Here is an 11,900-nt window from a genome sequence, read left to right on the forward strand (position 1 = left end):
AGAATTTTGCGCGATTTGGTATGGCTGCGAAAGGTGCAGTTTATTGCCTAATTGGAGTATTAACAGCAATGGCCGCATTTGGCCAGGGCGGGCAAAAATCGGGGAGTAAAGGTGCATTGCAATATTTAGCACAACAGTCATATGGACAGGTTTTACTTGTAATTATGGGAATTGGACTTCTTGGATATGTATTCTGGAGAATGTATCAGGTATTTTATAACCCAGGAGAATTTGAAGATAATCTAAAGGGTTATGGAAAGCGGATAGGGTATTTCATTAGCGGACTCATCTACGGTGGTTTGGCTTATTATTCTTTCAAATTAGCTTTCGGTAGTAGTTCAGGTGGTTCTGGAGGAATGATGGGTGGAATCATGTCTGGTTCAAAAGGTGATACAATCGCGATCATTATCGGTATAGGTATGGCAATAAAGGCCATTTATGACTTGTATCGTGCGTATTCTGGAAAATTTCGGGAAGAAGTGGAAGAAGCAGGAATGGATCAAAAAGAACAGAAGTTGCTTATTAATGCCGGTAAATTTGGACATACTGCCAGAGGATTAGTATTGGGGCTTATGGCTTATTTAACGTTGAAGTCCGGACTTTCCAGCGGTAGTAATGTTAAAACTCAAACCGATGCATTTAGTTATATTCAGGCAGAATTTGGATCTATCGCACTAGGTATCGTAGCAATAGGACTTGTTGGATATGGAGTTTATATGCTAATAAAAGCGAAATATCCTTCTATTACTGTAGCCAGTCTTAGATAGAAGCAATATTAGATATAATAGAAGCCTGCTAATTTAGCGGGCTTTTTTTTATGTATAGATATTTCTGAAGCTTGTGTAAACCTAAAACAATGATTTACTTATTGTGTGTTTTTCCAGGATGGTATATGAAGCTTGTAGGGTATAGTTATAATGAGATCTAGAAATACTTACTTGGCTGAAGGATATGTATGAGCTTAAGGTTCAACATCTATGTAATTCCTAAAAATTCCATGTGTTTGATCTCGTGATATCTCAAACAGGCTTTGATGCATTCTTTTAGTTCATATATAGGTATTTCCTGATCCAATTTGAAAGTGATAGCTCTGTTTCCTTCAAATTTTAATTTTGGTTCGTAAACCAATCGAAAAGTTTCAATCAGCCTGCTAGAACACTGAAAGTAGAGTGCGTATTGTTCTGGACTCTTTGATTTCCAGTCTATTCTTAGCGTACTTCCAATATTACTTTTGAATGCGGGTTCGCCCCATTTCAAACTAAGCTCGAGCTTATCAACACCTCGAGTTTCCTGAGCAGTTTGAATGATTAGTTCACATAAGTACCGGAGTCTCTTTTTGGGCAATTGAGGATAAGCCTTAAAAGCAGCTTCGAATTCGGGAGAAGTATGGATCTCTGTTAATTTCGCTTTCACTTCAGAATAGCTTAGGTAATATAAGCTTCTAAATTAACTATTTTATTAATCAGAGCTGCTGAAAATAAATTAGTTAACAAGTCTTTACTGAAATTTTCAATTGCTAAGATTAGATCATCTTGTTCTGAAGGAATATTGGATTATTACAAAAGAGCAATTGTTATAAAATGCTTGTAAGGTATAATGATCTATCAGATCCTGAATAAAACGAGGCTAGAATAAGCACAGAAGAAACCAATAATAAAAAAAGCCTGCCAATCAAAAGATTAACAGGCTTTAGTCGGGGTGGCAGGATTCGAACCTGCGGCCTCCTGCTCCCAAAGCAGGCGCGATAACCGGGCTACGCTACACCCCGAAAAGTGAATTGTGTTTTTAGTCTTTTCCGTTCCAAACTATCTTGTAAGATATCCGGGAAGCGGAGGAAATTTATTCCAATTTTCCGGTCGAAAAGAGAATAAAAGAACCACAGACTAAAAATCTAGCGGAGAGTATGAGATTCGAACTCATGCGACAATTGCTCGTCGACAGTTTAGCAAACTGCTCCATTAACCACTCTGGCAACTCTCCGTTTATTTAAGAACTTCGCAAGTAATTTTGCGGTTGCAAATCTAAGTTTTACTTACGTACCAACCAAACCTTTTTTATCTTTTTGGAAGAAAATTTAAGGTAAAATCGAGCAACTTTCCTTAAACTACTTGACTTCAATTAAATAGGTGTGAAAAAAATTTATTGAAACTTTTCTGGATATAAAAAGTCGTGCAAGTTTCTAATAGCCTTATCATGATTTCGAACAAAAGGGTTTTTATTATCCCAGACATATCCTGCAAGTACAGAACAAATTTGCATTTTAATATTTTCACTGGCATCCTCAGTGAAAAAAATATCCTGTAATCTTCCTGTATACCATTCTTTTACGTAGGTGGCGAATACATTAATGGCCTTTTGTATATGCTCAGTATATTCTTTATCCCAATCTATAACTTCTCCAGACAATTGCCTTGCAACTAGTTTAGCACTTAGTAATCCGCTTTCTGTCGCAAATGCAACCCCGGAAGAAAAAACCGGGTCGAGAAATTCAGCGGAGTTTCCAGCCATCGCAAAACCTTCACCATGTAAAAGCTGAACATTCTTGGATATACCAGATAGTTTTACAGGCTCAAACAAATATTCCTGCTTTGAAAATCGATCTTTGTAAAAGTCGCACTGATCCAGCATTTGCTTAAATATCTCATCCTTAGAGCCTGAAAATGTATGGAACCAGTCGTTTTCTCCCACAAACCCCAAGCTAGTAGTCCCGTTGGAAAAAGGAATATACCAGAACCAGGCACCACGTTTAATGATCTCAAAAGTAATTTGTGTTCCTTCTTTACCTTGAAGTCGGTGTTCTTCCTTAATGTGAGTGAAAATGGAGGAATGATCATAAATCTTGGCGGGAGCTTCCAGTTTAAGCATTCCGGCTAAGACCCGGCCATTTCCACTGGCATCAATTATAAATCTGGAAGTGATACGACTTAGAACGGCATCTGGGTCTTTAGATTCAATATTCCAAAGCTTGCTTTCCCATTCCGCAGAAACCACTTCAGCTCCAAAATCAATGTTCACGCCCCTTTTCTGAATGCTTTCTGCAAGTTTATGATCAAAGTCTGCTCTGGGTACCTGCCAGGTCCAGTTCCAGCCTTCCCCAAACTTTTTACTGAAATCGAATTCAACGACTTTCCCATTCTTAACGAAACGTGCGCCCGTCTTTTTCTGGTAATTTTGTTTCTGCAGGTCTTCGAGTAATCCGGCTTCAGCGAAATTATCCATACAGCGGGGAATCAAACTTTCCCCAATGGCAAACCTTGGGAAAAACTGCTTTTCCAGCACCAATACAGATACACCGGTTTTCTCCAGGTAACCTGCTGCAACCATACCAGCCGGTCCCGCACCAATAATTACAACGTCATATTCTTTTTTAACCATAATCTAAGGATACAAAGCTAATGGAAAATATGCTTCAGTTGAATTCACCTCAATAAAAAGCTCTGCCAGTTAAGGCAGAGCTTTCGTGAGATATAAGCAATCGATCATGCCAGTGGCAGATCTATTGGACGAATGTATCTTATTGAAATTGATTTTAATAGCCGACTTTCCAATGCTAACTGTTTAATAACTTCAGCAATACTTTGATAAAATTTTGGAGAGGTTAAGTTGACATTTATGAAATTATCAATACTTATAATTTATTACTCGGTTCATGCTATATCCCGCTTTCCCGCTAAAAATATTACATTTGTCCAGAGCGAAATCTTTATACAATCCTGAAATCAAGCAGCTACTTATGATTAACCTGGAGAAGGAACTTACACTTTCAGAATTTCAACAAGTTGTTTTTCAGAGAACAAGGGTAGAATTAGGTGTTGAAGCCAGAGACAGGATTATCCAAAGTCATCAATTTCTTGAGAAATTTTCGCGAAATAAAATCATCTACGGAGTAAATACAGGTTTTGGACCTATGGCACAGTACCGGGTTGCAGAAGAAGATTCTGTCAACCTTCAGCTAAATCTTATAAGAAGTCATGCTACAGGTGCAGGTGCTATACTTTCAGAAGTAGACGTGCGGGCGCTAATGTTAGCCAGGCTGAATACTCTTAGTTTAGGTAAATCTGGAATCGATATTTCTGTTGCTGAAGTTTTAATTCAATTGATCAATTTAGAAATCACACCTTTGATCTTTGAACACGGTGGAGTAGGAGCTTCAGGTGATCTGGTGCAATTAGCTCATCTAGCTTTGGTCCTTATTGGGGAAGGTGAAGTTTTCTACCAAGGAAAACGCAGAGATACTGAAGAAGTCTTCAGACAAAAGAATATTCGTCCAGCGAAGATCACCATTAGAGAAGGGCTGGCAATCATGAATGGAACTTCTGCGATGACCGGGCTTGGCCTTGTTAATATTGTTTACGCAAAGCAATTGCTGGACTGGTCGGTTTTTTGTTCTTCTGTGATCAATGAAATTGTAAAAGCTTATGATGATCACCTTTCCGAAGAATTAAATCAGGCAAAACGTCATAAGGGTCAGCAGCAAATCGCTAAACTTATGCGAAATCACTTGAAAGACTCCGGTCTCACCAGATCCAGAAAGGAAGAATTTTATAATACAGATCATGCAAAAACGGAGTTGTTCAAAGAAAAAGTTCAGGAATATTATAGTTTAAGATGCGTTCCACAAGTTCTTGGTCCTGTGATGGATACTCTTTCACAAACGACCAAAATTTTACTGGAAGAGGTGAATTCTGCCAATGATAATCCTATTATCGACGTAAAGACTGAGCAGGTTTACCATGGAGGTAATTTCCATGGTGATTATATTTCTCTGGAAATGGATAAACTTAGGCTGGTTATGACCAAAACATCCATGCTTGCGGAAAGGCAGATTAACTATTTACTGAATCCAAAACTCAATGACTTTTTACCTGCTTTTGTCAATGCGTCTAAATTAGGTCTGAATTTCGGAATGCAGGGCGCACAGTTTCCAGCGGTTTCGACTACTGCTGAAAATCAAATGCTTTCCAATTCCATGTACGTTCATAGCATACCCAATAACAATGACAATCAGGATATAGTGAGTATGGGAGCAAATTCAGCAATGTTGACCCGTAAGGTGATCGACAACTGTTACGAAGTTTTAGCTACTGAAATGGCAACGATCCTTCAGGCGCTTTATATACTTCAATATGATGATCGTTTATCTTCATCGACTACCTTGAAAATTGAGGATCTTAAAAAGATTTTTCCGCAGATAAAAGAAGACAGGGTCCTGTATAAAGACATTCAAAATTTAAAGGGATATCTCAAAACTCATCAGGCTTATGACTAAAAAAAGATTTGCTTTGGTAACCGGCGGTTCACGCGGAATTGGAAAAGCGATTTGTCTAGCACTGGCTAATGATCATAAACTCAATATTCTATTGAATTACAGGTCTAATGAGGAGTCGGCTCAAGCGGTCAAACGGGAAGTTGAATCATTGAATGTTATCTGTGAACTTCTTAAATTTGATGTTGCCAATGCTTCTGAAGTTTCAGAGAAGATTAGTACGTGGAAATCTGAAAATAAGGATTCAACTATTGACGTTCTGGTAAACAATGCCGGTATTAGCGACGACGGACTTTTTATTTTTATGTCTGAGAATAGCTGGAATTCGGTTTTAGATACTAGTTTGCAGGGATTTTATCATGTGACCCAGAGCGTTGTAAAGGATATGTTGAGAGCTAGAAGCGGAAGGATCATTAATATGGTTTCGCTCTCAGGTTTAAAGGGAAACGCTGGACAAGTAAATTATTCAGCAGCAAAAGGAGCTGTTATTGCAGCTACCAAAGCACTTGCACAGGAAATTGGAAAAAGGAAAGTAACGGTGAATGCCGTTGCTCCCGGATTTATTAATACTGAAATGACCGCAGATTTTGATGCTGAAAAATATAAAGAACTAATTCCTTTGAATCGATTTGGAGATCCGGAAGAGGTGGCAAATCTGGTAAGTTTTCTGGCATCTGATAGATCTTCGTATATCACCGGTGAGGTGATCAATATTAATGGCGGACTCTACTCTTAATCATGGCAACTTGGAAAGGGAAATCCCGGGGAACTTTACTTGGCTTCAGGATCTATGTAAAGATCATTAAAAGCTTCGGACTGATCGCTGCTTATTTTGTACTCCTTTTCGTTGCCGCTTATTTTATCATTTTCTCTTCTTCTTCGACCCGCAGCACCTATTATCTCTTCAGAAAAAGACTTGGGTATTCTCCATTGAGCTCAGCATTTAATGTATATCGTAGTTATTTTACCTTCGGAAGAATACAACTCGACAGGATTGCGATCACCAATGGATTAAGAAACAAGTTTACTTTTGAATTCGATGGCGTTGAATATATAGAAGCATTGCTGAAGCAGCAGAAAGGCGGAATCCTGCTTACAGCACACATAGGCAATTTTAATCTTGCCAAGCATTTCTTTGCGGAACGACATGCAGATGCAGTTGTAAACCTTGTAGTAACCGACTTTGAACACAAACAAATCAAGCAATACCTGCAATCTGTCACTGGAGATACAGAAGTGAAAGTGATCGTGATGAAGGATGATCTAAGTCATGTATTTGCGATGAAAAAAGCTTTGGATCATAATGAATTACTGGTTTTTGCGGCAGACAGGTTTATGGAGCAGTCGAGCACTATGGAAGCTAATTTTCTGGGGGAAAGGGTTAAATTTCCTGAAGGTCCTTTTAAACTTGCCGCCAGGAATAAAATTCCAGTTTTGTTCGTGCATCTAATGCGAGAAAAGAATTTTCACTATCATTTTTTTGCACGTCCTTGTAAAGCTAACAGCTACACGACAAAAGAAATTTTAAAATCTTATCTTGACGATCTGGAAAGAATGGTGAGAACATATCCTCACCAATGGTATAATTATTATGATTACTGGAACGATTTCAGTTAGCTATGGCAGAAAACTTATTACATCATCCAATCCGTTCAGCAGAGGAAATTTCTAATCTCATTCCTCAAAAGATACCTTTTGTATTCGTGGACACTTTATTTGAATATACAGATCTTACTGGTGTAACTGGATTTACGGTCCCGGAAGATAGTCTCATGCTCGATTATGGTAAATTATCTGAGAGTGGTCTTATTGAACATATGGCTCAAAGTATGTCCTTGCATCGTGGATATCAGGGTTCTCTTAGCGGCAATACGAAGCCAAAAACAGGTTTTATAGGTGTGATCAAAACTGTTGAAATTCTTGGACAGCCTTTGGTTGGAGAGAGTATTACCACCTATGTGGAAATTTTGCATGAGATCATGAACGTGACCTCGGTCTCTGCCCGAACCGAAAATGACAGGGGAGAGGTGATCGCCATGTCTGAGATGAAAACGGTGACTGTCGATTAATGTCCACAGCATTAACTCATACCACAAAGCTGAAAGTAAAGTTTCATGAATGCGATCCTTTAAGAATCGTCTGGCATGGGAACTATCTTAAATATTTTGAGGAAGGTCGGGAGGATTTCTGCCATACTCATGGTATATCTTATCTCGATGCTGAAAGAAATGGGTACGCAACACCGATAGTATCCTCAAGTTGTGAGCATAAAAAACCACTGTCTTATGGGGATAAGTTTACGGTTGAAACCAGTTTTGAAAATGCTGCTTCAGCAAAAATGATCTTTACCTATAAGATCTTTAAGAATGAAGAATTGATCTGTACGGGGAGAACCGTACAGGTTTTTTTAGATCAAAATAATGAACTTTCGCTTATAAACCCTGAGTTCTATCAAGCCTGGAAATCAAAAATGAACTTGTAAAATGCAGCAAGTTTACTTAAAATCTGATAGCATAATATCTCCGTTGGGTTTTGGCACTATGGCCAATCTACGGGAATTGAGATTGCAAAATTCAGCTTTAAAACTTCAGAAGCCTACGTCAAAGTATCCAGCTGGTTATTATGCAGGGATGCTGGATGAAGAAATCATTGATCGCAGTTTTTCCCTGATAGGTAATTGTGAGGATTACACGAAGCTGGAAAAGATGCTGATTCTTGCTATAAAGGATGTAGTCGATAAAGAGGAAAGGGTAGACTCTTTGAGTACAGGGCTGGTTATTGCCACTACCAAGGGAAACATCGATCTTTTGAACTCTAATAAATTTGCTAAAGAGCGGGTCGAACTCTGGAAAATGGCACAGGTGGTTGCAGACTTTTTCGGATTTAAAAATAAGCCCATCGTGGTATCAAATGCATGTATTTCCGGAGGTCTGGCTATCAAAACAGCCGCAGATTTTATTAAATATGGAAAGTTTGATAGTGCCATAGTAGCAGCAGGAGATCTGGTGTCAGATTTTGTTCTTTCGGGTTTTCAATCATTCCAGGCTATGAGTGCGAAGGCATGCAAACCTTTTGATGCCGAACGAAATGGAATTAGTCTAGGTGAAGCAGCTGCCGCAGTATTTATTGATGGGCAAACATCACAGGAACAAAATGTGGAATTCATTCATGCTGTTACTACCAATGATGCAAATCATATTTCCGGCCCTAGCAGGGATGGTGAAGGTTTGTACCAGGCAATTTCCAGATTAGAACATTTTACTGGTATTACTTCCGAAGAAATTGACGCAATTTCAGCTCATGGAACGGCGACCATCTATAATGATGAAATGGAAGCTATAGCATTCAATAGATCCAATCTCAACGATATTCCAATGCATAGCTTAAAAGGATATTTCGGGCATGCGTTAGGCGCTTCAGCCTTGATCGAATCCATTATGCTTAAACATAGCTTACTTAATAACGAATTGATCATTTCGAAGAATTTCGAAAGCTCAGGTGTTTCTGCATCCTTAAATATTACTACGGAAGCTACTCAGAAAAAACTTAACATTGCGCTAAAAACAGCATCAGGTTTTGGAGGCTGTAATATTGCCATGCTTTTCAGAAAAACGAAAGCTCATGTCTGAAGATCAATCAATTAAGTTTATCAAGATAAAGGACAATAGGATCACATCTTCTGAAGGATTATTGTTTAAAACAGAAGATAAATTAGAGTCCATTAAATTCATGAGTCAGGCGTATAAGTTCTTCGGAATTAATTATTCCAAGTTCTTCAAAATGGATGGACTTAGCAAAGCAGGCTTCATTGCTGCAGAATTACTTTCAGAAAAGATCCAATTGGAGAAAAATACCGGTTTAATATTCTCAAATTCCAGTTCAAGCCAGGACACAGATCTTCGTTTTCAGGAAAGTATGCAGAATTTCGCTTCACCTTCTGTCTTTGTATATACTTTGCCGAATATTGTGCTGGGAGAAATAAGTATCAGACATTCAATTCAGTCTGAAAATGCATTTTTTATCACCGAAAAATTCGATCCGGAACTAATGCTGGATTATGCTGAAATACAACTTAAGAATTTAGCTTGCGAAAATGTGCTTTGTGGCTGGCTAAACTTGCACAATAATGAATATGATGTATTTTTGTGGCATGTCGCCGATCTTGAAGATCTGCAATCTCAACGGGGACAGTTGCCGAAAATCTACGCTACTACAAATGAGTGACCTACATACCGAGCTAAAGGAAAGCATAATAGAACAACTTAATCTGGAGGACATGGAACCTTCAGACATTGAAAATGAAGACGCCCTGTTTGGAGATGGACTGGGACTTGATAGCATTGACGCACTGGAATTAATTGTGTTGCTTGAAAAAGATTACGGAATTAAGCTGACCGATCCTAACCAGGGAAAGGAGATATTTGCTTCAGTAAATACCATGGCAGGTTTTATCGAGAAACATCGTACGAAGTAATTTATGAAAACTGTAGTCGTAACCGGGATGGGCATAGTTTCTGCCATTGGTTCGAGCGTAACGGCTAATCTTCATGCTTTGCAAAATGATGTTCACGGATTATCCAAACCCGATATTCTAACAACAAAACATCAATTTCCTGTTGGCGAGATCAAACTTTCCAATGCTGAATTACTGGAAGAATTAAAACTTTCTGCAAACTCTGGGATCACCCGTGCTTCCTTACTCGGAATCAAAGCAATTACTGAAATATTTAAAAATACAGATCTGGTACCTGACCCAGAAAATACAGCTTTTGTATCTGGAACCAGTGTGGGAGGAATCGATAAAACAGAGGAATATTTCGAACAATTTGACGAAAATGTTGCTTTAAGAGCCTATATACAAGCGCAACATCCAGGTTATACCACACAAAAGATCGCAGATTATTTTGGGATTAAAGAACATGTTACAACGATCAGTACTGCCTGTTCATCCTCTGCAAACGCTATCCTGAACGGGGCAAGGTTGATTCAGTCGGGTAGATTCAATAAAGTGATCGTGGGAGGAAGTGATTGTCTCACAAAATTCACTATCAATGGCTTTAATTCTCTTCGAATTTTATCAGAAAAACCAGCCAGACCATTCGATATCAACAGAAATGGACTCAATCTCGGAGAAGCAGCGGCGTATTTGGTTCTGGAAGCTGAAGGTACCAGTCTTGAACAACCTGTACTTGCGAAAGTCTCTGGTGCGGGTAATGCAAACGATGCATTTCACCAAACTGCCTCTTCAGAAAACGGGGAAGGCGCGTACAAAGCAATGACCGCTGCGTTAAGATCGGCAGAATTAAATTCCTCCCAGATCGATTATATTAATGCTCACGGTACCGGAACACTTAATAATGATCTCGCCGAAACCAATGCTTTGAAGCGTGTTTTCGCACAGAATGAAGTTCCTGACTTCAGCTCTACTAAAGCATTTACCGGACACACTTTAGGAGCGGCCGGCGCAGTAGAGGCTATTTATTCTATATTATCGTTACAGAATCAGCAGGTTTTTGCCAACCTCAATTTTCAGGATGTGATGGAAAATGGTTTGATGCCGGTTACTCAAAAGGAATATCGTAAACTCGATCACGTAATGTCGAATTCTTTCGGGTTCGGTGGCAACTGCACCTCGTTAATCTTCAGTAAATATGCGTAGCTTTTACATTAACAGTGTTTCCACCATTACAGCGCAGCCTGAAGATTTCCTAACTTCCAAAGAAGTGCTGGAACTGCAGGGAAATATCTTAAGAGCAAGTGCGCGTAATTATAAGGAATTGATCAAACCCATGATGCTGCGAAGAATGTCTAAAGCAGTTAAAATGGGAATCTTCAGTGCAGTACAAGCTCTTTCCAGGTCTGGAATTGAAAGTCCCGATGCGATCCTCGTTGGCACAGGTCAGGGTTGTATGCAGGATACCGAAAAGTTTATGCAACAAATAGAGAAAAGTGAGGAGCAGTTGTTGACACCGACTTCTTTTATTCAATCTACCCACAATACGGTAAGCGGACAAATCGCGCTTTTTCTGAAATGCACGGGTTATAATATGACCTACACTCAAAATTCAGTAAGCTTTGAAAGCTGTCTTCTGGATGCGCAAATGCAGTTTGAGCTCGATCCTGAAATTCAGAATTTGATCGTTGGTGCCGTAGATGAAACTTCAGAGAAATTTACAGGTTTTCAAAAGCTTGACGGTCAGATTAAAGAAGAGAAAATTACGAATACAGATCTACTAAATTCCAATACTTCGGGAACCATTATTTCTGAAAGCTCTGCATTCTTCAGTATTTCCAGGGATAAAAGTTCAGGTTCACTGGCAGTTTGTAGCGCGGTTAAAATTTTTAATGAGGTCCAGTCTGATGAAATTGAAGAAATCACAGGCCTCAAGTTTGATACCAAATTCTATGAAAATTGGGGTAATGAAGTTTTGAGTAAGTATAAAGGAAAACCTGAATTTATAAAGGAAATTACACTAAATTCCGAGATTTGGAGCATGCTGGGTCACTTCCGAGGTAATTGATCAGGGTCTGAATTGGTCTAACCCAAATAAAACCGGTACTTAAAACAATGTTTATCATGTGTAAGTTATGGGAAAACTACTAAAAGTCAATGAAAAATCCTAATCTTGAGAAA

The 11,900-nt window shown here is 38.9% G+C and carries 13 protein-coding genes and 2 tRNA genes; 11 read left to right on the forward strand and 4 right to left on the reverse strand.

Translation table 11 applies throughout. The annotated features are described in order from the left end of the window. Nucleotides 1-767: DUF1206 domain-containing protein (locus QZ620_RS11125; RefSeq protein ID WP_295181618.1), on the forward strand; the 767-nt coding region annotated here is incomplete at its 5' end. Between the two features lie 208 nt (nucleotides 768-975). Here QZ620_RS11125 and QZ620_RS11130 read toward each other — a convergent pair. The 4 genes from QZ620_RS11130 to QZ620_RS11145 form a co-directional block, all read right to left on the reverse strand. Beyond that, nucleotides 976-1,413: a DUF1801 domain-containing protein gene (locus QZ620_RS11130; protein WP_295181620.1), complete on the reverse strand. Its 438-nt coding sequence runs from the start codon at nucleotides 1,411-1,413 to the stop codon at nucleotides 976-978. Between the two features lie 280 nt (nucleotides 1,414-1,693). Next, a tRNA-Pro gene (locus tag QZ620_RS11135) sits at nucleotides 1,694-1,768 on the reverse strand. A 127-nt stretch (nucleotides 1,769-1,895) separates the two neighbouring features. Continuing rightward, nucleotides 1,896-1,980 (reverse strand) — tRNA-Ser (locus QZ620_RS11140). A gap of 159 nt (nucleotides 1,981-2,139) precedes the next feature. Next, nucleotides 2,140-3,375 carry an NAD(P)/FAD-dependent oxidoreductase gene (locus QZ620_RS11145; protein ID WP_295181622.1) on the reverse strand — a complete coding sequence of 412 codons (1,236 nt, stop codon included), beginning with the start codon at nucleotides 3,373-3,375 and terminating at the stop codon, nucleotides 2,140-2,142. A 358-nt stretch (nucleotides 3,376-3,733) separates the two neighbouring features. Here QZ620_RS11145 and QZ620_RS11150 point away from each other — a divergent pair, with 358 nt between their 5' ends. From QZ620_RS11150 to QZ620_RS11195, 10 genes are read left to right on the forward strand one after another with little or no spacing between them, the layout of a single operon-like run. Next, a complete protein-coding gene (locus tag QZ620_RS11150) occupies nucleotides 3,734-5,269 on the forward strand; it encodes a histidine ammonia-lyase (protein ID WP_295181641.1) in 1,536 nt (511 codons plus the stop codon). Then, a complete protein-coding gene (gene fabG / locus QZ620_RS11155) occupies nucleotides 5,262-6,002 on the forward strand; it encodes a 3-oxoacyl-ACP reductase FabG (protein ID WP_295181624.1) in 741 nt (246 codons plus the stop codon). Before QZ620_RS11150 ends, fabG begins: the two co-directional genes overlap by 8 nt. A 2-nt stretch (nucleotides 6,003-6,004) precedes the next feature. Beyond that, a complete protein-coding gene (locus tag QZ620_RS11160) occupies nucleotides 6,005-6,883 on the forward strand; it encodes a lipid A biosynthesis acyltransferase (protein WP_295181626.1) in 879 nt (292 codons plus the stop codon). A gap of 2 nt (nucleotides 6,884-6,885) precedes the next feature. Further along, the gene (locus tag QZ620_RS11165; protein ID WP_295181628.1) at nucleotides 6,886-7,335 is read left to right on the forward strand and encodes a hypothetical protein; all 450 of its coding nucleotides are present in this window, start codon (nucleotides 6,886-6,888) and stop codon (nucleotides 7,333-7,335) included. Continuing rightward, nucleotides 7,335-7,748, forward strand: coding sequence for a thioesterase family protein (locus QZ620_RS11170; protein WP_295181630.1), 414 nt, complete (start codon nucleotides 7,335-7,337; stop codon nucleotides 7,746-7,748). The genes QZ620_RS11165 and QZ620_RS11170 overlap by 1 nt, the downstream gene beginning before the upstream one ends. Before the next feature lies 1 nt (nucleotide 7,749). Continuing rightward, nucleotides 7,750-8,895 carry a beta-ketoacyl synthase N-terminal-like domain-containing protein gene (locus QZ620_RS11175; protein ID WP_295181632.1) on the forward strand — a complete coding sequence of 382 codons (1,146 nt, stop codon included), beginning with the start codon at nucleotides 7,750-7,752 and terminating at the stop codon, nucleotides 8,893-8,895. Continuing rightward, complete coding sequence (locus QZ620_RS11180) at nucleotides 8,888-9,490, forward strand: 3-oxoacyl-ACP synthase (protein WP_295181634.1); 603 nt, start codon at nucleotides 8,888-8,890, stop codon at nucleotides 9,488-9,490. Before QZ620_RS11175 ends, QZ620_RS11180 begins: the two co-directional genes overlap by 8 nt. Next, nucleotides 9,483-9,740 carry a phosphopantetheine-binding protein gene (locus QZ620_RS11185; protein WP_295181636.1) on the forward strand — a complete coding sequence of 86 codons (258 nt, stop codon included), beginning with the start codon at nucleotides 9,483-9,485 and terminating at the stop codon, nucleotides 9,738-9,740. The genes QZ620_RS11180 and QZ620_RS11185 overlap by 8 nt, the downstream gene beginning before the upstream one ends. Nucleotides 9,741-9,743: 3 nt before the next feature. Further along, on the forward strand, nucleotides 9,744-10,925 hold the full coding sequence (locus QZ620_RS11190) for a beta-ketoacyl-[acyl-carrier-protein] synthase family protein (protein WP_295181638.1): 1,182 nt from the start codon (nucleotides 9,744-9,746) through the stop codon (nucleotides 10,923-10,925). Continuing rightward, nucleotides 10,918-11,787 carry a beta-ketoacyl synthase chain length factor gene (locus QZ620_RS11195; RefSeq protein WP_295181639.1) on the forward strand — a complete coding sequence of 290 codons (870 nt, stop codon included), beginning with the start codon at nucleotides 10,918-10,920 and terminating at the stop codon, nucleotides 11,785-11,787. The genes QZ620_RS11190 and QZ620_RS11195 overlap by 8 nt, the downstream gene beginning before the upstream one ends. Nucleotides 11,788-11,900: the final 113 nt, after the last annotated feature.

Origin of the sequence: uncultured Christiangramia sp. (genome assembly GCF_913046405.1) — a bacterium.
GTDB classification, from domain to species: Bacteria; Bacteroidota; Bacteroidia; order Flavobacteriales; family Flavobacteriaceae; genus Christiangramia; species Christiangramia marina.